The organism is Bacillus sp. WP8, assembly GCF_000800825.1.
Classification (GTDB): Bacteria; Bacillota; Bacilli; order Bacillales; family Bacillaceae; genus Bacillus; species Bacillus safensis.
This window is the reverse complement of the sequence record NZ_CP010075.1, coordinates 93022-115970: the sequence shown is the minus strand read 5'-3', so window position 1 is coordinate 115970 and position 22949 is coordinate 93022. Positions and strand designations below refer to the sequence as shown.

Sequence of the window (22949 nt, the reverse complement as noted above, 5' to 3'; positions counted from 1 at the left end):
ACGGAGGGTACCGCCCTTGCATACTAACGTACGTGTTCCTCAAGGGTCTTGAGGGTGCATTTCCAACGTCTGCCCATAAGTCTCTTTCAGCCGGTGGAGACTCTTTCTGTGATGGACGAGTACATTGTACTTCTCCCTCGCAACGATTTCCTTATATTTGTTTAATGCGGTTTAATACCGTTTCTTTACCTAGTAATTCAATACTTTGCGGAAGTTCTGGGCCATGCGTTTGTCCTGTGACAGCCACACGAATCGGCATGAATAGTTTCTTGCCTTTATGCCCTGTTTCTTTTTGTACCGCTTTAATGGCAGCCTTGATTTCATCAGGTGTGAAAGACTCAAGCTGTTCAAGCTGACCTGCAAAAGATGCCATGACTTCTGGTACTTGCTCCTCTGCTAGAACTTCCTTTGCCTCTTGATTATACTCAATTTGCTCCTTAAAGAACAACTCTGTTAACTCAACAATTTCTGCTCCGTAGCTTAATTGTTCGTGATACAGAGAAATAAGCTTGCGTACCCACGTGTTTTCTTCTTCTGTCAGCTGCTCACTTACCTTGCCTGCTTTTTGAAGATGCGGAAGTGTTAGTGCCACAACCTGATCAAGATCAAGTGCTTTCACGTATTGGTTGTTCACCCATTTTAGTTTATGCATATCAAATAGAGCTGGTGACTTAGAAAGTCGATTCACATCGAAAATGTCGATGAATTGCTCTTTTGTAAACAGTTCTTCTTCGCCTACTGGAGACCATCCAAGTAATGCAATGAAGTTAAACAGGGCTTCAGGTAAATAGCCTAAATTCTTATATTGCTCGATGAATTGAATAATTGATTCATCACGTTTACTTAATTTCTTGCGGTTTTCGTTCACAATCAACGTCATATGTCCGAATAGCGGAACATCCCAGCCAAATGCATTAAAAACCATAATTTGTTTAGGCGTATTTGAAATATGATCCTCTCCGCGAAGAACGTGAGTCATTTTCATCAAATGATCATCCACGGCTACGGCAAAGTTATAAGTTGGCGTGCCATCTTTCTTCACAATAACAAAATCACCGATGCCATCTGTTTCAAACGAAATATCGCCTTTAACCATGTCGTCAAATTTGATGATTTCTCCTTTTGGCACTCGGAAGCGGATGCTTGGCTCTCTTCCTTCAGCAATTAGCTTGTCCTCTTCTTCTTTTGATAAATGACTGCATTTACCAGAATATCGAGGCATTTCACTGCGGGCGATTTGTGCTTCACGCTCTGCCTCTAGCTCTTCTGCCGTACAATAGCACTTATACGCCAAGTCCTTCTCTAAGAGCTCGTCATAATATTTTTTGTAAATATCATTTCGCTCTGATTGTCTGTAAGGACCGTAACCGCCATCTTTATCAATGCTCTCATCCCAATCAATACCGAGCCATTGCAGGTGGCGAAGCTGGCTTTCCTCCCCGCCTTCTACATTACGCTTTTGATCCGTATCCTCGATTCGAATAATAAATTTGCCGCCTTGGCTGCGTGCGAACAAATAGTTGAAAAGAGCCGTTCTAGCATTCCCAATATGTAAATGACCAGTTGGACTCGGTGCATAACGAACACGCACTTCATTTCCCATGAGTTTAACTTCCTTTCATCTGCATCATGTTGTCTGACACCAATTTTTTATAAACGTATTTTATCATCAAAACCCATTCTCATCAAAATGGATTTTACTTTTTCTGAAGAAGCACTGTTGCCTGAGAAGCAATTCCTTCGCCTCTTCCTGTAAATCCGAGTTTCTCTGTCGTTGTTGCTTTGACGTTCACCTGTGTGACATCTGCCTCAAGCGCTTCTGCAATTTTCTCACACATAGGTTGAATGTAAGGTGCCATTTTGGGCTTTTGCGCCATGATGGTGCAGTCAATATTCACAAGTGTGTAACCTTTTTCTTTCACAAGTGCCCACACATGCTGCAATAATTTAAAAGAATCTGCATCCTTAAACTCAGGATCTGTGTCTGGGAAATGTCTGCCGATATCTCCTTCAGCAATCGCACCCAGGCAGGCATCTGCCACTGTGTGAAGCAGTACGTCAGCGTCTGAATGCCCTAGCAGTCCCTTTTCATAAGGGATGGTGACCCCCCCGATAATCAGAGGTCTCCCCTCTGTTAATTGATGTACATCAAAGCCTTGTCCTATTCTCAACATGATCTAGTACCCTCTTTCCGCATCCATAATTGCCTTGGCAACCAATAAATCATCCGGTGTTGTCAGCTTAATATTGGTATAGTCTCCTTGGACAATATACACATTCTCGCCATGTAATTGTTCAACAAGACTGGCGTCATCTGTTCCAAGGAAGCCTGTCCGCTCCGCATGTTCATGCGCCTCTTTTAAAATAGAATGACGAAAAGCTTGTGGGGTCTGGACCGCCCACAAGCTCTGACGTTCAATGGTTTGTTCCACTTTGCCTTCTTGAACGCGTTTGATTGTGTCTTTCACTGGTACCGCTACAACTGCGGAGCCTTTTTCAATCGCTGCTTTAACGAGCAAGTCAATCTGTGTATGCTTAATAAAAGGCCTTGCCCCATCATGAACAAGCACGATGTCCGCATCTTTCACAGCCTTTAATCCTTCGTATACACTTTGCTGACGTTCTTCACCGCCAGTGACAAGTGAAACAGGCGTTTGAAAAGCGTGTACCTTGAGTAGCCTTTCAAAGTCTTGACGCTCCTCCTCATTGATCGCTAGGATCATGCGTTTGCATTGTGAATGAGCGTCAAACACCTTTAATGTATGAATGATGACCGGCATTCTTTTCAGCTCGATAAAAAGCTTATTGCGGCCGGCCTTCATTCGTTTCCCCTGCCCCGCAGCCGGAATAACTACTTCATAATACATGTTCGTTCTCCCTTTAGAGCGCCTTCTCCAGAAGTTTTGGCTTCGCAAAAATCATTCTTCCAGCAGCAGTCTGCAGCACACTAGTGACGAGTACATCGATGTCTTTTCCAATGTAATTGCGTCCTTCTTCGACCACAATCATCGTACCGTCATCTAAGTAAGCAACACCTTGGTTATGCTCTTTCCCATCTTTGATGACCTGTACCTTCATTTCTTCCCCAGGCAGTACAACCGGTTTAACCGCATTGGCTAGATCATTGATGTTTAACACTGCTACTTTTTGAAGTTCGCATACTTTATTTAAATTAAAATCATTGGTCACAACAACACCTGAAGTTAATTTCGCGAGCTTCACAAGCTTGCTATCAACCTCTTGAATGTCTTCGAAGTCACCTTCGTAAATTTCAACTTTGATATCCAATTCTTTTTGAATACGATTTAAAATATCAAGACCTCTTCGGCCTCTATTTCTCTTTAATACATCTGAGGAGTCTGCAATATGCTGTAATTCCTCGAGTACAAATTGAGGAATGACCATGACACCTTCTAAGAATCCAGTTTGGCAAATATCTGCGATTCTTCCATCAATGATAACACTTGTGTCTAAAATTTTCAGCTTTTTATCTTCTATTTCAGGTTCATCATCAGCTGCTCCTTTTTTCTTGCTGACCTTTGCAGAACGGGAGAACAGCCCCATCATTTCATCCTTCTTCTTAAAGCCTACCTGAAACCCAAGGTATCCTAAAAAGAAAGCCAGGAAAATCGGAATAATGGTACCAAAAATATGATATGGGATATTGTTTAGCGGGATCACGTTTACAATAAGATATGCTAGAATAAGTCCAAATACTAATCCGAAACTTCCAGATATAAGATCAGGAAGAGGCGCCTTCAATAGAGAATCCTCGATCCATTTCACCCAATTTACCACATAACCTGTGCACCATTTACCAATGATGAAGAACACAATGGCTCCTATTAGTGCTGAAGAGTAAGCATTTGTTATGAAAGGTATGTCCTTTACATTTAACAGCAGAAATAACTCTGGAATGATAAAAATCCCCACAACTGCACCAAAAATGATAAAAAACGCCTGAACGATTCTTTTTAACATACCTTCACCTCCTTTATTTTTCATCTGTCAATCCACCTTCATCTGACATTGATATATGTTTAAGTTTCCTATCATGAGCAACAGAAAACAAAACCATCATTAATATACCCATATTCATCCATTTTTAACCGTAATAGAGAAAAATTTCTCTTCTTAAAGCTGACGGTCGATATAATGTTTTTCTTGTAACCTTTTTAATCCTTTTTTTATCTTTTTCGCTCTTACTTCTCCAATTCCTTCTACTTCATCCAATTCTTGTACATCCGCTTCCATAATTCGATCTAGCACACCGAATGCTTCAACCACATTTTCAACGATCGGCATTGGCAGTCTAGGGATTTTATGGAGCAACCTGTATCCTCTTGTGTACACATATTCGTCAATATTTGTAGAAGCTGGATATCCAAGTAACTTGTACAGAATGGAATCATCTAAAAGCTCAAAGCTCGACATATCTTGCAGTTGTTTAAGCAGCACATACGGATCTTTGATCTTTTCTTTCACGTAATCTTTAATAAATAAAGCTGCTTCCTGCTCCATATCTGTAATCAGCTCATTGACTTGCAGACGGATCAAGTGTCCCTCTGTTCCAAGCTCTTTGATATACATATTGATTTCATTTTTGATTCTAAGAACCATTTCGTAGCGGTGCAGCACGGATAATACATCACCAAAGGTCACAAGCTCTTCAAATTCTAGGGCGCTTAACGCAGAAATGGCGTGATCTAAAATGGTTTTATATTTCTCAAGTGTTTGAATGGCTTGATTCGCCTTTGTTAAAATAAAACCAATATCTTTCAGCGTATAACGACGATTCCCTTGGTATAAGGTAATGACATTCCTCCGTTCAGAAATGGCAATGATTAAGCAGCCTGTCTGCTTCGCTACACGTTCAGCCGTCCGGTGCCTCATGCCTGTTTCCGATGAATGGATGGTGGCATCTGGCATCAGCTGTGTATTCGCATACAAGATTTTTTGACCAGAATCGCTAAGAATAATAGCCCCGTCCATCTTCGCCAATTCATATAAATGTGCTGGAGAGAAGGCAGAATTAATGTGAAATCCTCCATCTACCACACTCTTTACTTTGTCATTATAACCAACAACAATGAGCCCGCCAGTATTGGCTCTCAAGACGTTTTCAATCCCTGCCCGCAGAGGTGTTCCTGGTGCCACAAACTGTACAATATCTAAGAGATCGAGTTCTCTCGCTCCTTTTTTCTCTTTTTCCATTTCTATGATCCCCCTAGTGAAATTCGAAGTGCCTCCGCTACATTTTCTACACCAACTAACTCAATCCCTCTCGGCTTTTTCCATCCGTCTATATTCGCCTGAGGAATAAACATTCGCTTAAATCCTAGTTTCGCAGCTTCCTGCACTCGCTGTTCAATTCTTGATACTCTTCTGACTTCTCCCGTCAGACCGACCTCTCCTATAAAGCAATCCGCTTGATGCGGCGCTGCGTCTTTAAAGCTTGATGCAATACTGACGGCAATAGCTAAGTCAATCGCCGGTTCGTCAAGCTTCACACCGCCTGCGACCTTTAAATACGCATCTTGGTTTTGCAAGAGCAGCCCCACGCGTTTTTCTAAAACTGCCATGAGCAGCGATACTCGATTATGATCAAGGCCAGTGGCCATTCTTCGCGGATTCCCAAAGCTTGTCGGGGAAATTAATGCCTGTATCTCGACAAGTACGGGTCTTGTTCCTTCCATTGAGGCAACAACACACGAACCAGATACACCTGCCGACCGCTCTTCTAAAAAGATTTCTGATGGGTTCAATACTTCCGTGAGTCCTTCCTCTCTCATTTCAAAAATCCCCAATTCATTCGTTGAACCAAATCGGTTTTTGACCGCCCGTAAGATACGAAATGTATGATGACGCTCGCCTTCAAAATAAAGAACCGTGTCCACCATATGCTCTAAAAGTCGCGGACCTGCGATCGAGCCTTCTTTGGTCACGTGACCAACGATAAAAATAGGAATCCCATTTGTCTTGGCAATTTTCATCAGCTGTGCTGTACATTCTCTTACTTGAGATACAGAGCCGGGAGCTGACGTGATATCGCTTTGATAAACGGTTTGAATTGAATCCACCACAACAAAAGCCGGTTTCATCTCCTGTATAGCAGACGTTATATACTCCATATCGGTTTCAGCCAAAACATGTAAAGAGGCGCTTTCAATGCCAAGGCGGTCCGCTCTTAGCTTTGTTTGTTTAATGGACTCCTCACCAGATATGTACAACACATTCTGATTTTTATCTGAAAGCTGTGCTGATACTTGTAATAATAATGTGGACTTCCCAATCCCAGGGTCTCCGCCAATGAGAACAAGAGAGCCTTTGACAATTCCACTTCCTAATACTCGGTTAAATTCTTCTAAATTCGTTTTAATTCGGGGTTCTTCGGATGTTTCAATTGCAGATATAGGTGAAGGTTTTTGAATGGTTTGAACAGAATGATTAAAAGCACTACGACGGTTTGCCGGCTCTTTGCGAACGACCTCTTCTGTCATACTGTTCCACGTGCCGCAGCCTGGACATTTCCCCATCCATTTGGCTGACTCATAACCGCACGATTGGCATATAAATTTTGATTTTGTCTTAGCCATAGATTGAAGAATACAACTCCTTATACTGGTCAGAAAATAAGTAAAGGGAGGCATACACCTTGCTGGTATGCCTCACACTTTTTTCTTACTATATTAGTTCGTAGCAGCGGTCGCTTTTACGACAATTTCTCCATCTTCCACATCTAATACGATATGTTGACCTTTTTCAATATTGCCCTTCAGAAGCTCCTCAGAAAGTCGATCTTCTACATGCTTTTGAATCGCTCTTCTTAACGGACGCGCACCGTACTCAAGATCTACTCCTTCGTCGGCAATCTTCGCTTTTGCTGCTTCCGTCAATTCAATTGATAGGTCTTGTTCTTTTAATCGTTTTGTCAGTTGATCAGACATGAGAGACACGATCTCTTTGAGATGTTTCTTCTCTAGCGAGTGGAAGACAATGATTTCATCAATACGGTTGATAAACTCAGGTCTAAACGCACGTTTCAACTCGCCCATCACTTTGCCTTTCATATCCTTGTAATTTTGACTTTCATCCTGCACGTTAAAGCCAACGTATTTATTGCGCTTCAACTCACTAGCTCCAACGTTTGATGTCATGATCAAAATCGTATTTCTAAAGTCAACGGTACGCCCTTTAGAATCCGTCAGACGACCATCTTCTAATACTTGCAGTAAGATATTAAATACATCTGGATGCGCCTTTTCAATCTCGTCTAATAGAACGACAGAATAAGGTTTTCTTCTCACTTTTTCAGTCAGCTGTCCACCTTCATCATAACCGACATATCCTGGAGGTGACCCAACAAGTCTGGATGTAGAGTGTTTCTCCATGTATTCAGACATATCAATACGGATCATTGCTTCTTCATCACCGAAAATAGACTCGGCGAGTGCTCTTGCAAGCTCTGTTTTACCAACCCCTGTTGGTCCTAAGAAGATAAAGGAACCGATTGGACGTTTTGGATCTTTCAGGCCTGCACGCGCACGTCTCACAGCTTTCGCTACAGCAACAACGGCTTCATCCTGCCCGATCACACGAGAGTGGAGCAATTGTTCCATATTCAGAAGCTTATCTGTCTCCGTTTGAGCAATTTTCGAAACAGGCACTCCCGTCCAGCTGGAAACGACCATTGCGATATCATCTACAGATACCTCTGAATTCTCTTGTCCCTGCTTTTCTTTCCATGATTTCTTTGTGACTTCTACTTTTTCACGCAAACGCTGCTCTGTATCGCGAAGAGAAGCTGCTTTTTCAAATTCTTGACTTTGAACTGCCGCATCCTTTTCCTTGCGTACTTCATCCAGCTTTTGCTCTAGTTCTTTTAGGTTAGGCGGTGTTGTGAACGAACGTAAACGGACTTTCGAACCTGCCTCATCAATTAAATCAATCGCCTTATCTGGAAGGAATCGGTCAGAAATATAACGGTCGGACAGCTTCACTGCCGCCTCAATCGCTTCATCTGTAATAGACACACGGTGATGTGCTTCATACCGGTCTCTAAGTCCTCTTAAGATTTGAATACTCTCATCAACAGAAGGCTGATCTACTTGAATTGGCTGGAAACGTCGTTCAAGCGCAGCATCCTTTTCAATGTATTTACGGTACTCATCTAATGTTGTCGCTCCAATACATTGAAGCTCACCACGTGCTAAAGATGGTTTTAGAATATTAGACGCATCAATTGCACCCTCTGCTCCACCAGCACCAATGAGTGTATGAAGCTCATCGATAAAGAGAATGATATTTCCTGCCTGACGAATTTCGTCCATGACTTTTTTCAAACGATCCTCGAATTCACCACGATATTTCGTTCCAGCTACAACAGTTCCCATATCCAGTGTCATTACTCGTTTATCACGTAGGATTTCAGGCACTTCGTTATGAATAATTTGCTGTGCAAGACCTTCTGCGATGGCTGTTTTACCAACACCAGGCTCACCAATCAGCACAGGGTTATTTTTTGTTCTTCTACTTAGGACCTCAATGACACGTTGAATTTCTTTGCTTCGGCCAATGACTGGGTCCAAGCTGTCCTCTTTTGCGATAGCAGTCAAATCTCTTGCCAAGCTATCAAGTGTTGGTGTATTTGCATTGCTATTAGAGCCTGCCGCAGATGCACCTGTTTCATTGCTTCCAAGCAGCTGCAGGACTTGCTGACGTGCTTTATTTAAGCTCACTCCGAGGTTATTTAAGACACGGGCAGCGACACCCTCTCCCTCACGAATAAGACCTAATAGAATATGTTCTGTCCCTACATAGGAATGACCTAGCTTTCTTGCTTCATCCATTGAAAGCTCAGTGACCTTCTTCGCTCTAGGCGTATAATGAGGAATAGCTTGAGACACCTCTTGCCCTCTTCCAATCAAGCTTTCGACTTCTTTTTGGATTTTATCTGAAACAAGGCCCAGTGCTTCTAACGCTTTGGCAGCGATGCCCTCCCCTTCACGTACAAGGCCAAGTAAAATGTGCTCAGTACCAATATTCTTATGGCCTAGGCGAATGGCTTCTTCTTGTGCAAGTGCTAATACCTTTTGAGCTCTTTCAGTGAATCTTCCAAACATCATATCGTTTCATCCTCCTGTCCATTCCTATGCATTTCTAAGCGCAGCCTTTCTCTAATAATCGCTGCTCGTTTTATATCTCGTTCATTTGGCTCCAAGGCTCCTCCTGAATATTGTTGAAGGAAGCCAGGCTGGGTCAAAATCATGAGTTCATTCAGTATATTACTTGAAAGCCCCTTAATGATACCTAAATCAATTCCAAGCCGCACATCTGACAAACACTTTGCTGTTTCTTTTGATTCAATCATACGACAATTGGCCAAAATCCCTAAGGACCGGTACACTCTGTCCTCAAGTTCAATTTTAGATGTTTGATATAAAGCTTTTCGTGCAGATCGCTCTTGTTCAATGAGCTGAGCGGTCACACTATTCAAGTCATCTACAATGTTTTCTTCTGATTGACCAAGTGTCATTTGATTTGAAATTTGAAAGATGTTCCCTATTGCTTCGCTGCCCTCACCATAAATTCCTCTGACCACAAGACCTAATTGATTAATGGCGGGAATAATGCGATTCATTTGTCTTGTGAGCGCTAATGCTGGTAAATGCATCATGACCGAAGCCCTAATACCTGTACCTACATTAGTCGGACAGCTTGTTAAGTATCCTCGCTTTTCAGAAAATGCATAATCCACTTGCTCTTCAATCCAGTCATCTACCTGATTAGCCGCTTTTAGTGCATTGGCTAGCTGAAAACCTGGGAATAAGCATTGGATTCGAATATGGTCTTCTTCATTCAACATCACACTGATTTCTTCATTTTCAGAAAGCAAACAGCCGCCAAATCTTGATTCAGCTAAATTGGGGCTGATCAAATGTTTTTCAACAAGTACCCTCTTTGCTAAAGGCTGCGTTTCATTCATTCGAATCAGAACAAAGTTTCCAATGTCCTTCACTTCCTGGCTAGCAAACTTTTGCTCGAATTGCTGGAGAACAGCTTCAGCTTCTTCTTGAGAAAACTGAGTTGGGAAACGAACATGCTCTAGATTGCGCGCTAGCCGGATACGACTGCTTAGAACAATGTCACTTTCTGGTCCTTTTTGTTTCATCCACTGACTTAGAGCGTCTTGAATAAAATGCTGGAGCGACATGTCGTTAATCTCCCTCCCTCTGCTGAGATTGCTCATGCTCTAATGCACGAATTTGATCTCGAACTTCCGCTGCTTTTTCGAACTCTTCCTGTTCAATCAGCTGCTTCAGCTCTTGCTGCATTAACTCAAGTTTCCGGCGGACATGCAGGCTGCCGGCAATTCGTTTTGGGACTTTCCCATTATGGACTGTATTTCCACTATGGACTTTCCGTAAAACAGGGTTCAGATACTGATCAAATGTACGATAGCATTCTGCACAGCCAAATCGGCCTGTTTTTCTGAACTGCTGAAAGGTTAAGCCACACTTAGGACACTGATCCACTTCTTTCGCTTCTTGAAAAATAGACGAGCCCTTGTTAGCACTTGTGGTGAAGCTAGGGTCAATATTTAATAAGCCTGATAATAAGTTGTGAATCGAGAAACCTTGGTTTCCACTCATAGCATATGAATCACTGTTTTCTTTTGCACATTGTTCACATATGTGCATTTCTTGTTTTTCTCCATTTATAACTTTCGTAAAGTGAAAAGTGGCTGGTCTCTCATTACATTCTTGACAAATCAATCTTTTCACCCGCTTTACTTTAATTTCAGAGCATTTAACATCGCTTTCATCATCCGAGCCCGCAGTTCATCACGTTCAGGTAAATCAATATGCAATACAGAACGGTCCATGACACTAATCATCATCTTAGCTTCTCTTTCAGATAAAATGTTATTTTCAACAAGACGCATGATGATGTGATCAGATGCAGCCTGTGATAAACGATGATATATTTGGGAAATAATGTTGTTCAATAAGTCCACTTCATCATTCATTTTGACTTTAATGATGCGGATATAGCCACCGCCGCCACGCTTACTTTCAACGATATAGCCTCTCTCGCTCGTAAAGCGCGTATTGATAACATAGTTAATTTGTGAAGGTACGCATTGAAATTTATCTGCAATTTCATTGCGCTTAATTTCTAATATTTCTCGACCGTTCTGATCCAAGACTTCCTTCAAATACTGCTCGATGATATCAGAAATATTTTGTGCCACTCCGCCTCCTCCTCCATTGACTTTGACTATATTTGACTTTAATCTTACTATAAATTTTTTCGGTCGATTTTTCAAGATAATCGCTCAACTAACAATATTATTTCCACATTTATATGGTGCCAAACCTCCCAAAAACACAAAAAAGACCAGTTCCAAATGGAACTGATCCTGATAGAAGCTTGGCGGCGTCCTACTCTCACAGGGGGAAACCCCCAACTACCATCGGCGCTGAAGAGCTTAACTTCCGTGTTCGGTATGGGAACGGGTGTGACCTCTTCGCTATCGCCACCAAACCTGATGGAGAGAATGTTCTCTCAAAACTAGATAACAATGTTCATGCTTCACAATAGAATATAGGTTAAGTCCTCGATCTATTAGTATCTGTCAGCTCCACGTGTCACCACGCTTCCACCTCAGACCTATCAACCTGATCATCTTTCAGGGATCTTACTTCCTTGCGGAATGGGAAATCTCATCTTGAGGGGGGCTTCATGCTTAGATGCTTTCAGCACTTATCCCGTCCGCACATAGCTACCCAGCGATGCCCTTGGCAGAACAACTGGTACACCAGCGGTGCGTCCATCCCGGTCCTCTCGTACTAAGGACAGCTCCTCTCAAATTTCCTGCGCCCGCGACGGATAGGGACCGAACTGTCTCACGACGTTCTGAACCCAGCTCGCGTACCGCTTTAATGGGCGAACAGCCCAACCCTTGGGACCGACTACAGCCCCAGGATGCGATGAGCCGACATCGAGGTGCCAAACCTCCCCGTCGATGTGGACTCTTGGGGGAGATAAGCCTGTTATCCCCGGGGTAGCTTTTATCCGTTGAGCGATGGCCCTTCCATGCGGAACCACCGGATCACTAAGCCCGACTTTCGTCCCTGCTCGACTTGTAGGTCTCGCAGTCAAGCTCCCTTGTGCCTTTACACTCTGCGAATGATTTCCAACCATTCTGAGGGAACCTTTGGGCGCCTCCGTTACATTTTAGGAGGCGACCGCCCCAGTCAAACTGCCCACCTGACACTGTCTCCCTGCCCGATAAGGGCAGCGGGTTAGAAGGTCAATACAGCCAGGGTAGTATCCCACCGATGCCTCCACCGAAGCTAGCGCTCCGGTTTCCAAGGCTCCTACCTATCCTGTACAAGCTGTACCAACATTCAATATCAGGCTGCAGTAAAGCTCCACGGGGTCTTTCCGTCCTGTCGCGGGTAACCTGCATCTTCACAGGTACTATAATTTCACCGAGTCTCTCGTTGAGACAGTGCCCAGATCGTTGCGCCTTTCGTGCGGGTCGGAACTTACCCGACAAGGAATTTCGCTACCTTAGGACCGTTATAGTTACGGCCGCCGTTTACTGGGGCTTCAATTCGCACCTTCGCTTACGCTAAGCGCTCCTCTTAACCTTCCAGCACCGGGCAGGCGTCAGCCCCTATACTTCGCCTTACGGCTTCGCAGAGACCTGTGTTTTTGCTAAACAGTCGCCTGGGCCTATTCACTGCGGCTTCTCGGGGCTTTAACACCCTAAGAAGCACCCCTTCTCCCGAAGTTACGGGGTCATTTTGCCGAGTTCCTTAACGAGAGTTCTCTCGATCACCTTAGGATTCTCTCCTCGCCTACCTGTGTCGGTTTGCGGTACGGGCACCTCTCACCTCGCTAGAGGCTTTTCTTGGCAGTGTGGAATCAGGAACTTCGCTACTAAATTTCGCTCGCCATCACAGCTCAGCCTTTATGGGAAACGGATTTGCCTATTTCCCAGCCTAACTGCTTGGACGCGGATATCCAATACCGCGCTTACCCTATCCTCCTGCGTCCCCCCATTGCTCAAATGGTGAGGAGGTGGTACAGGAATATCAACCTGTTGTCCATCGCCTACGCCTTTCGGCCTCGGCTTAGGTCCCGACTAACCCTGAGCGGACGAGCCTTCCTCAGGAAACCTTAGGCATTCGGTGGACGGGATTCTCACCCGTCTTTCGCTACTCATACCGGCATTCTCACTTCTAAGCGCTCCACCAGTCCTTCCGGTCTGGCTTCACAGCCCTTAGAACGCTCTCCTACCACTGTTCGTAAGAACAGTCCGCAGCTTCGGTGATACGTTTAGCCCCGGTACATTTTCGGCGCAGAGTCACTCGACCAGTGAGCTATTACGCACTCTTTAAATGGTGGCTGCTTCTAAGCCAACATCCTGGTTGTCTAAGCAACTCCACATCCTTTTCCACTTAACGTATACTTTGGGACCTTAGCTGGCGGTCTGGGCTGTTTCCCTTTCGACTACGGATCTTATCACTCGCAGTCTGACTCCCAAGGATAAGTCATCGGCATTCGGAGTTTGACTGAATTCGGTAACCCGGTAGGGGCCCCTAGTCCAATCAGTGCTCTACCTCCGAGACTCTTACCTTGAGGCTAGCCCTAAAGCTATTTCGGAGAGAACCAGCTATCTCCAGGTTCGATTGGCATTTCACCCCTACCCACACCTCATCCCCGCACTTTTCAACGTGCGTGGGTTCGGGCCTCCATTCAGTGTTACCTGAACTTCACCCTGGACATGGGTAGATCACCTGGTTTCGGGTCTACGACCACGTACTCATGCGCCCTATTCAGACTCGCTTTCGCTGCGGCTCCGCATCTTCTGCTTAACCTTGCACGGGATCGTAACTCGCCGGTTCATTCTACAAAAGGCACGCCATCACCCGTTAACGGGCTCTGACTACTTGTAGGCACACGGTTTCAGGATCTATTTCACTCCCCTTCCGGGGTGCTTTTCACCTTTCCCTCACGGTACTGGTTCACTATCGGTCACTAGGGAGTATTTAGCCTTGGGAGATGGTCCTCCCGGATTCCGACGGAATTTCACGTGTTCCGCCGTACTCAGGATCCACTCTGGAGAGAACAACATTTCAGTTACAGGGCTGTTACCTTCTTTGGCGGGCCTTTCCAGACCTCTTCGCTTATATCGTTCCTTTGTAACTCCGTATAGAGTGTCCTACAACCCCAAGAGGCAAGCCTCTTGGTTTGGGCTGTTCCCGTTTCGCTCGCCGCTACTCAGGGAATCGCATTTGCTTTCTCTTCCTCCGGGTACTTAGATGTTTCAGTTCCCCGGGTATGCCTTCTCATACTCTATGTATTCAAGTATGGATACTACTCCATTACGAGCAGTGGGTTTCCCCATTCGGAAATCTCCGGATCAAAGCTTGCTTACAGCTCCCCGAAGCATATCGGTGTTCGTCCCGTCCTTCATCGGCTCCTAGTGCCAAGGCATCCACCGTGCGCCCTTTCTAACTTAACCATTTCTTACTTTAGAAAGAATCACTATGTGTGATGAACTTTGCATTGCATTCAATGTGAATGTATTACTTATTGTTATCTAGTTTTCAAAGAACAATCCTGTCTCGCTAGAGACATGTTTTGAAGGAATGATCCTTCAAAACTAAACAAGACGAAAACGCACGCTGCTCCATATATCCTTAGAAAGGAGGTGATCCAGCCGCACCTTCCGATACGGCTACCTTGTTACGACTTCACCCCAATCATCTGCCCCACCTTCGGCGGCTGGCTCCATAAAGGTTACCTCACCGACTTCGGGTGTTGCAAACTCTCGTGGTGTGACGGGCGGTGTGTACAAGGCCCGGGAACGTATTCACCGCGGCATGCTGATCCGCGATTACTAGCGATTCCAGCTTCACGCAGTCGAGTTGCAGACTGCGATCCGAACTGAGAACAGATTTATGGGATTGGCTAAACCTTGCGGTCTTGCAGCCCTTTGTTCTGTCCATTGTAGCACGTGTGTAGCCCAGGTCATAAGGGGCATGATGATTTGACGTCATCCCCACCTTCCTCCGGTTTGTCACCGGCAGTCACCTTAGAGTGCCCAACTAAATGCTGGCAACTAAGATCAAGGGTTGCGCTCGTTGCGGGACTTAACCCAACATCTCACGACACGAGCTGACGACAACCATGCACCACCTGTCACTCTGTCCCCGAAGGGAAAGCCCTATCTCTAGGGTTGTCAGAGGATGTCAAGACCTGGTAAGGTTCTTCGCGTTGCTTCGAATTAAACCACATGCTCCACCGCTTGTGCGGGCCCCCGTCAATTCCTTTGAGTTTCAGTCTTGCGACCGTACTCCCCAGGCGGAGTGCTTAATGCGTTAGCTGCAGCACTAAGGGGCGGAAACCCCCTAACACTTAGCACTCATCGTTTACGGCGTGGACTACCAGGGTATCTAATCCTGTTCGCTCCCCACGCTTTCGCTCCTCAGCGTCAGTTACAGACCAGAGAGTCGCCTTCGCCACTGGTGTTCCTCCACATCTCTACGCATTTCACCGCTACACGTGGAATTCCACTCTCCTCTTCTGCACTCAAGTTTCCCAGTTTCCAATGACCCTCCCCGGTTGAGCCGGGGGCTTTCACATCAGACTTAAGAAACCGCCTGCGAGCCCTTTACGCCCAATAATTCCGGACAACGCTTGCCACCTACGTATTACCGCGGCTGCTGGCACGTAGTTAGCCGTGGCTTTCTGGTTAGGTACCGTCAAGGTGCGAGCAGTTACTCTCGCACTTGTTCTTCCCTAACAACAGAGCTTTACGATCCGAAAACCTTCATCACTCACGCGGCGTTGCTCCGTCAGACTTTCGTCCATTGCGGAAGATTCCCTACTGCTGCCTCCCGTAGGAGTCTGGGCCGTGTCTCAGTCCCAGTGTGGCCGATCACCCTCTCAGGTCGGCTACGCATCGTCGCCTTGGTGAGCCATTACCCCACCAACTAGCTAATGCGCCGCGGGTCCATCTGTAAGTGACAGCCGAAACCGTCTTTCATCCTTGAACCATGCGGTTCAAGGAACTATCCGGTATTAGCTCCGGTTTCCCGGAGTTATCCCAGTCTTACAGGCAGGTTACCCACGTGTTACTCACCCGTCCGCCGCTAACATCCGGGAGCAAGCTCCCTTCTGTCCGCTCGACTTGCATGTATTAGGCACGCCGCCAGCGTTCGTCCTGAGCCAGGATCAAACTCTCCGAAAAAGTACAAAACCGAAGTTTTGTTTTTCGTCAGCGTTTGACTGACTACCTATGAAGTATCATAGGATTTTTTATAAAGACTCGAATTAACAGGTACGTTTTGTCTTGTTTAGTTTTCAAAGATCATATTGGTGGAGCCTAGCGGGATCGAACCGCTGACCTCCTGCGTGCAAGGCAGGCGCTCTCCCAGCTGAGCTAAGGCCCCATAAAAGATGGTCGGGAAGACAGGATTCGAACCTGCGACCCCTTGGTCCCAAACCAAGTGCTCTACCAAGCTGAGCTACTTCCCGATCTTAATGGCGCGCCCGAGAGGAGTCGAACCCCTAACCTTTTGATCCGTAGTCAAACGCTCTATCCAATTGAGCTACGGGCGCTTATTTATAATGCCGAGGGCCGGACTTGAACCGGCACGGTAGTCACCTACCGCAGGATTTTAAGTCCTGTGTGTCTGCCAATTCCACCACCCCGGCGTGGATGGTATAAGCGGAAGACGGGATTCGAACCCGCGACCCCCACCTTGGCAAGGTGGTGTTCTACCACTGAACTACTTCCGCATTACAGGATTTCTTTATTTTATTTGGCAATGCGGGTGAAGGGACTTGAACCCCCACGTCATAAAGACACTAGATCCTAAGTCTAGCGCGTCTGCCAATTCCGCCACACCCGCATGAAACATGGTGAGCCATGAAGGACTCGAACCTTCGACCCTCTGATTAAAAGTCAGATGCTCTACCAACTGAGCTAATGGCTCGCTTTAAAAGCGACTTGTCTATCTTACCATATGAAAGTGGTGCCGGCAAGAGGACTTGAACCCCCAACCTACTGATTACAAGTCAGTTGCTCTACCAGTTGAGCTACACCGGCTTTATCTATCCTAACATTATGTAAGAATAAATATGGTGGAGGATGACGGGCTCGAACCGCCGACCCTCTGCTTGTAAGGCAGATGCTCTCCCAGCTGAGCTAATCCTCCATATCGTGTCGTTTCGAAGTGTCTCTCGATCTGACAAATAGTATTATATAACGATAAGATATTGTTTGTAAAGACTTTTTTAAAATAATTTTTGAATTTATTTTAAAGCTGTTTTTTTCATCTTTTCGTTAAGGCACCTAAAGAAGTTTACCACTTGTCTCATCATTTTAAAAGCCTTTTTTTCATTTTTTTATGCTTTTTTGTTAAAAAGAGTACTAATAACTGTGGAAACAGCATTTTTGAAGCTTCTATACCCTTATTTTATTTCATATATCTCTGCATAAAAACTTTCAAATAAGAAGTTCTGCTATTATTTTATTTTTCTGAGAAATCTTTTTTGCATAAAAAAGTGTGAATATGTTGCTGGTCTTTACTATTTTTCAGCAAATCGTTTCACATCATTTTTTCTGCTGCTTCAAATATTCAACAGCTTTATCGTCTATATAAAATTTTAACAGGAGAAATAAAATGAGTATTGTTTCTTTCATGTCTTCTATCTTTTAAATTGGAAATCCAACAATGGCTGACCAACCCCTTCGGGATGAGGTCTTTCTATTTAGTGGCCCTATACATCCCCTTTCTATATCTATTTAGCCCAAGGTGAGGTTTTCTAGGCTTTTAGTGAAGCCCTTGATGATTTGAGCTGCCGATTCATATGATGACGGACATGTTAAATTGAAGGAGCATGAAGTTTGATTTATGTAGCAATCAATAACCTATTATATAGAAGCAAATCATTCAAAAACACAAAAAAGACCAGTTCCAAATGGAACTGATCCTGATAGAAGCTTGGCGGCGTCCTACTCTCACAGGGGGAAACCCCCAACTACCATCGGCGCTGAAGAGCTTAACTTCCGTGTTCGGTATGGGAACGGGTGTGACCTCTTCGCTATCGCCACCAAACCTGATGGAGAGAATGTTCTCTCAAAACTAGATAACAATGTTCATGCTTCACAATAGAATATAGGTTAAGTCCTCGATCTATTAGTATCTGTCAGCTCCACGTGTCACCACGCTTCCACCTCAGACCTATCAACCTGATCATCTTTCAGGGATCTTACTTCCTTGCGGAATGGGAAATCTCATCTTGAGGGGGGCTTCATGCTTAGATGCTTTCAGCACTTATCCCGTCCGCACATAGCTACCCAGCGATGCCCTTGGCAGAACAACTGGTACACCAGCGGTGCGTCCATCCCGGTCCTCTCGTACTAAGGACAGCTCCTCTCAAATTTCCTGCGCCCGCGACGGATAGGGACCGAACTGTCTCACGACGTTCTGAACCCAGCTCGCGTACCGCTTTAATGGGCGAACAGCCCAACCCTTGGGACCGACTACAGCCCCAGGATGCGATGAGCCGACATCGAGGTGCCAAACCTCCCCGTCGATGTGGACTCTTGGGGGAGATAAGCCTGTTATCCCCGGGGTAGCTTTTATCCGTTGAGCGATGGCCCTTCCATGCGGAACCACCGGATCACTAAGCCCGACTTTCGTCCCTGCTCGACTTGTAGGTCTCGCAGTCAAGCTCCCTTGTGCCTTTACACTCTGCGAATGATTTCCAACCATTCTGAGGGAACCTTTGGGCGCCTCCGTTACATTTTAGGAGGCGACCGCCCCAGTCAAACTGCCCACCTGACACTGTCTCCCTGCCCGATAAGGGCAGCGGGTTAGAAGGTCAATACAGCCAGGGTAGTATCCCACCGATGCCTCCACCGAAGCTAGCGCTCCGGTTTCCAAGGCTCCTACCTATCCTGTACAAGCTGTACCAACATTCAATATCAGGCTGCAGTAAAGCTCCACGGGGTCTTTCCGTCCTGTCGCGGGTAACCTGCATCTTCACAGGTACTATAATTTCACCGAGTCTCTCGTTGAGACAGTGCCCAGATCGTTGCGCCTTTCGTGCGGGTCGGAACTTACCCGACAAGGAATTTCGCTACCTTAGGACCGTTATAGTTACGGCCGCCGTTTACTGGGGCTTCAATTCGCACCTTCGCTTACGCTAAGCGCTCCTCTTAACCTTCCAGCACCGGGCAGGCGTCAGCCCCTATACTTCGCCTTACGGCTTCGCAGAGACCTGTGTTTTTGCTAAACAGTCGCCTGGGCCTATTCACTGCGGCTTCTCGGGGCTTTAACACCCTAAGAAGCACCCCTTCTCCCGAAGTTACGGGGTCATTTTGCCGAGTTCCTTAACGAGAGTTCTCTCGATCACCTTAGGATTCTCTCCTCGCCTACCTGTGTCGGTTTGCGGTACGGGCACCTCTCACCTCGCTAGAGGCTTTTCTTGGCAGTGTGGAATCAGGAACTTCGCTACTAAATTTCGCTCGCCATCACAGCTCAGCCTTTATGGGAAACGGATTTGCCTATTTCCCAGCCTAACTGCTTGGACGCGGATATCCAATACCGCGCTTACCCTATCCTCCTGCGTCCCCCCATTGCTCAAATGGTGAGGAGGTGGTACAGGAATATCAACCTGTTGTCCATCGCCTACGCCTTTCGGCCTCGGCTTAGGTCCCGACTAACCCTGAGCGGACGAGCCTTCCTCAGGAAACCTTAGGCATTCGGTGGACGGGATTCTCACCCGTCTTTCGCTACTCATACCGGCATTCTCACTTCTAAGCGCTCCACCAGTCCTTCCGGTCTGGCTTCACAGCCCTTAGAACGCTCTCCTACCACTGTTCGTAAGAACAGTCCGCAGCTTCGGTGATACGTTTAGCCCCGGTACATTTTCGGCGCAGAGTCACTCGACCAGTGAGCTATTACGCACTCTTTAAATGGTGGCTGCTTCTAAGCCAACATCCTGGTTGTCTAAGCAACTCCACATCCTTTTCCACTTAACGTATACTTTGGGACCTTAGCTGGCGGTCTGGGCTGTTTCCCTTTCGACTACGGATCTTATCACTCGCAGTCTGACTCCCAAGGATAAGTCATCGGCATTCGGAGTTTGACTGAATTCGGTAACCCGGTAGGGGCCCCTAGTCCAATCAGTGCTCTACCTCCGAGACTCTTACCTTGAGGCTAGCCCTAAAGCTATTTCGGAGAGAACCAGCTATCTCCAGGTTCGATTGGCATTTCACCCCTACCCACACCTCATCCCCGCACTTTTCAACGTGCGTGGGTTCGGGCCTCCATTCAGTGTTACCTGAACTTCACCCTGGACATGGGTAGATCACCTGGTTTCGGGTCTACGACCACGTACTCATGCGCCCTATTCAGACTCGCTTTCGCTGCGGCTCCGCATCTTCTGCTTAACCTTGCACGGGATCGTAACTCGCCGGTTCATTCTACAAAAGGCACGCCATCACCCGTTAACGGGCTCTGACTACTTGTAGGCACACGGTTTCAGGATCTATTTCACTCCCCTTCCGGGGTGCTTTTCACCTTTCCCTCACGGTACTGGTTCACTATCGGTCACTAGGGAGTATTTAGCCTTGGGAGATGGTCCTCCCGGATTCCGACGGAATTTCACGTGTTCCGCCGTACTCAGGATCCACTCTGGAGAGAACAACATTTCAGTTACAGGGCTGTTACCTTCTTTGGCGGGCCTTTCCAGACCTCTTCGCTTATATCGTTCCTTTGTAACTCCGTATAGAGTGTCCTACAACCCCAAGAGGCAAGCCTCTTGGTTTGGGCTGTTCCCGTTTCGCTCGCCGCTACTCAGGGAATCGCATTTGCTTTCTCTTCCTCCGGGTACTTAGATGTTTCAGTTCCCCGGGTATGCCTTCTCATACTCTATGTATTCAAGTATGGATACTACTCCATTACGAGCAGTGGGTTTCCCCATTCGGAAATCTCCGGATCAAAGCTTGCTTACAGCTCCCCGAAGCATATCGGTGTTCGTCCCGTCCTTCATCGGCTCCTAGTGCCAAGGCATCCACCGTGCGCCCTTTCTAACTTAACCATTTCTTACTTTAGAAAGAATCACTATGTGTGATGAACTTTGCATTGCATTCAATGTGAATGTATTACTTATTGTTATCTAGTTTTCAAAGAACAATCCTGTCTCGCTAGAGACATGTTTTGAAGGAATGATCCTTCAAAACTAAACAAGACGAAAACGCACGCTGCTCCATATATCCTTAGAAAGGAGGTGATCCAGCCGCACCTTCCGATACGGCTACCTTGTTACGACTTCACCCCAATCATCTGCCCCACCTTCGGCGGCTGGCTCCATAAAGGTTACCTCACCGACTTCGGGTGTTGCAAACTCTCGTGGTGTGACGGGCGGTGTGTACAAGGCCCGGGAACGTATTCACCGCGGCATGCTGATCCGCGATTACTAGCGATTCCAGCTTCACGCAGTCGAGTTGCAGACTGCGATCCGAACTGAGAACAGATTTATGGGATTGGCTAAACCTTGCGGTCTTGCAGCCCTTTGTTCTGTCCATTGTAGCACGTGTGTAGCCCAGGTCATAAGGGGCATGATGATTTGACGTCATCCCCACCTTCCTCCGGTTTGTCACCGGCAGTCACCTTAGAGTGCCCAACTAAATGCTGGCAACTAAGATCAAGGGTTGCGCTCGTTGCGGGACTTAACCCAACATCTCACGACACGAGCTGACGACAACCATGCACCACCTGTCACTCTGTCCCCGAAGGGAAAGCCCTATCTCTAGGGTTGTCAGAGGATGTCAAGACCTGGTAAGGTTCTTCGCGTTGCTTCGAATTAAACCACATGCTCCACCGCTTGTGCGGGCCCCCGTCAATTCCTTTGAGTTTCAGTCTTGCGACCGTACTCCCCAGGCGGAGTGCTTAATGCGTTAGCTGCAGCACTAAGGGGCGGAAACCCCCTAACACTTAGCACTCATCGTTTACGGCGTGGACTACCAGGGTATCTAATCCTGTTCGCTCCCCACGCTTTCGCTCCTCAGCGTCAGTTACAGACCAGAGAGTCGCCTTCGCCACTGGTGTTCCTCCACATCTCTACGCATTTCACCGCTACACGTGGAATTCCACTCTCCTCTTCTGCACTCAAGTTTCCCAGTTTCCAATGACCCTCCCCGGTTGAGCCGGGGGCTTTCACATCAGACTTAAGAAACCGCCTGCGAGCCCTTTACGCCCAATAATTCCGGACAACGCTTGCCACCTACGTATTACCGCGGCTGCTGGCACGTAGTTAGCCGTGGCTTTCTGGTTAGGTACCGTCAAGGTGCGAGCAGTTACTCTCGCACTTGTTCTTCCCTAACAACAGAGCTTTACGATCCGAAAACCTTCATCACTCACGCGGCGTTGCTCCGTCAGACTTTCGTCCATTGCGGAAGATTCCCTACTGCTGCCTCCCGTAGGAGTCTGGGCCGTGTCTCAGTCCCAGTGTGGCCGATCACCCTCTCAGGTCGGCTACGCATCGTCGCCTTGGTGAGCCATTACCCCACCAACTAGCTAATGCGCCGCGGGTCCATCTGTAAGTGACAGCCGAAACCGTCTTTCATCCTTGAACCATGCGGTTCAAGGAACTATCCGGTATTAGCTCCGGTTTCCCGGAGTTATCCCAGTCTTACAGGCAGGTTACCCACGTGTTACTCACCCGTCCGCCGCTAACATCCGGGAGCAAGCTCCCTTCTGTCCGCTCGACTTGCATGTATTAGGCACGCCGCCAGCGTTCGTCCTGAGCCAGGATCAAACTCTCCGAAAAAGTACAAAACCGAAGTTTTGTTTTTCGTCAGCGTTTGACTGACTACCTATGAAGTATCATAGGATTTTTTATAAAAACTCGAA

General features: G+C 46.5%; 10 protein-coding genes, 9 tRNA genes, 6 rRNA genes and 1 other annotated feature (1 of these 26 running past the window's edge). All 25 genes read right to left on the bottom strand.

What is annotated here, in order from left to right; genetic code table 11:
• Window positions 1-152 (bottom strand) — a binding site (T-box leader) (it extends 79 nt beyond the left edge of the window).
• The gene (gltX, locus tag QR42_RS00610) at window positions 152-1603 is read right to left on the bottom strand and encodes a glutamate--tRNA ligase (RefSeq protein ID WP_039175968.1); all 1452 of its coding nucleotides are present in this window, start codon (window positions 1601-1603) and stop codon (window positions 152-154) included. Its footprint overlaps the feature before it by 1 nt.
• Before the next feature lie 94 nt (window positions 1604-1697).
• Complete coding sequence (ispF, locus tag QR42_RS00605) at window positions 1698-2174, bottom strand: 2-C-methyl-D-erythritol 2,4-cyclodiphosphate synthase (RefSeq protein ID WP_003216928.1); 477 nt, start codon at window positions 2172-2174, stop codon at window positions 1698-1700.
• Between the two features lie 3 nt (window positions 2175-2177).
• Window positions 2178-2867, bottom strand: a complete 690-nt coding sequence (gene ispD, locus QR42_RS00600; RefSeq protein ID WP_039175965.1) for a 2-C-methyl-D-erythritol 4-phosphate cytidylyltransferase — start codon at window positions 2865-2867, stop codon at window positions 2178-2180.
• Window positions 2868-2880: 13 nt separating this feature from the next.
• Window positions 2881-3981, bottom strand: a complete 1101-nt coding sequence (locus QR42_RS00595; protein WP_039182943.1) for a PIN/TRAM domain-containing protein — start codon at window positions 3979-3981, stop codon at window positions 2881-2883.
• 153 nt (window positions 3982-4134) lie between these two features.
• Window positions 4135-5214: a DNA integrity scanning diadenylate cyclase DisA gene (gene disA / locus QR42_RS00590; RefSeq protein WP_024425581.1), complete on the bottom strand. Its 1080-nt coding sequence runs from the start codon at window positions 5212-5214 to the stop codon at window positions 4135-4137.
• Window positions 5215-5216: 2 nt separating this feature from the next.
• Window positions 5217-6596, bottom strand: a complete 1380-nt coding sequence (gene radA / locus QR42_RS00585; RefSeq protein ID WP_025092231.1) for a DNA repair protein RadA — start codon at window positions 6594-6596, stop codon at window positions 5217-5219.
• Between the two features lie 93 nt (window positions 6597-6689).
• Window positions 6690-9125 carry an ATP-dependent protease ATP-binding subunit ClpC gene (clpC, locus tag QR42_RS00580; RefSeq protein ID WP_007496263.1) on the bottom strand — a complete coding sequence of 812 codons (2436 nt, stop codon included), beginning with the start codon at window positions 9123-9125 and terminating at the stop codon, window positions 6690-6692.
• Window positions 9122-10213, bottom strand: coding sequence for a protein-arginine kinase McsB (locus QR42_RS00575; RefSeq protein WP_039175958.1), 1092 nt, complete (start codon window positions 10211-10213; stop codon window positions 9122-9124). The genes clpC and QR42_RS00575 overlap by 4 nt, the downstream gene beginning before the upstream one ends.
• 4 nt (window positions 10214-10217) lie before the next feature.
• The gene (locus QR42_RS00570) at window positions 10218-10775 is read right to left on the bottom strand and encodes a protein-arginine kinase activator protein McsA (protein ID WP_024425862.1); all 558 of its coding nucleotides are present in this window, start codon (window positions 10773-10775) and stop codon (window positions 10218-10220) included.
• Between the two features lie 14 nt (window positions 10776-10789).
• Window positions 10790-11254: a CtsR family transcriptional regulator gene (locus tag QR42_RS00565; protein ID WP_003217184.1), complete on the bottom strand. Its 465-nt coding sequence runs from the start codon at window positions 11252-11254 to the stop codon at window positions 10790-10792.
• A 177-nt stretch (window positions 11255-11431) separates the two neighbouring features.
• Window positions 11432-11547, bottom strand: a 5S ribosomal RNA gene (gene rrf, locus QR42_RS00560).
• 61 nt (window positions 11548-11608) lie between these two features.
• Window positions 11609-14539: ribosomal RNA gene (locus tag QR42_RS00555) — 23S ribosomal RNA — on the bottom strand.
• Window positions 14540-14721: 182 nt separating this feature from the next.
• Window positions 14722-16270 (bottom strand): 16S ribosomal RNA (locus QR42_RS00550).
• Window positions 16271-16396: 126 nt separating this feature from the next.
• Window positions 16397-16472, bottom strand: a tRNA-Ala gene (locus QR42_RS00545).
• Window positions 16473-16480: 8 nt separating this feature from the next.
• Window positions 16481-16557, bottom strand: a tRNA-Pro gene (locus tag QR42_RS00540).
• A gap of 7 nt (window positions 16558-16564) precedes the next feature.
• Window positions 16565-16641, bottom strand: a tRNA-Arg gene (locus tag QR42_RS00535).
• Between the two features lie 10 nt (window positions 16642-16651).
• Window positions 16652-16737, bottom strand: a tRNA-Leu gene (locus tag QR42_RS00530).
• A gap of 12 nt (window positions 16738-16749) precedes the next feature.
• Window positions 16750-16821 (bottom strand) — tRNA-Gly (locus QR42_RS00525).
• A gap of 30 nt (window positions 16822-16851) precedes the next feature.
• Window positions 16852-16934: transfer RNA gene (locus QR42_RS00520), tRNA-Leu, on the bottom strand.
• Between the two features lie 8 nt (window positions 16935-16942).
• Window positions 16943-17018: transfer RNA gene (locus QR42_RS00515), tRNA-Lys, on the bottom strand.
• Window positions 17019-17055: 37 nt separating this feature from the next.
• Window positions 17056-17131 (bottom strand) — tRNA-Thr (locus tag QR42_RS00510).
• A gap of 33 nt (window positions 17132-17164) precedes the next feature.
• A tRNA-Val gene (locus QR42_RS00505) sits at window positions 17165-17240 on the bottom strand.
• A gap of 787 nt (window positions 17241-18027) precedes the next feature.
• A 5S ribosomal RNA gene (rrf, locus tag QR42_RS00500) occupies window positions 18028-18143 on the bottom strand.
• Between the two features lie 61 nt (window positions 18144-18204).
• Window positions 18205-21135, bottom strand: a 23S ribosomal RNA gene (locus tag QR42_RS00495).
• A 182-nt stretch (window positions 21136-21317) separates the two neighbouring features.
• Window positions 21318-22866, bottom strand: a 16S ribosomal RNA gene (locus tag QR42_RS00490).
• The 16S, 23S and 5S rRNA genes sit together here with 9 tRNA genes alongside, the layout of an rRNA operon.
• Between the last annotated feature and the right edge of the window lie 83 nt (window positions 22867-22949).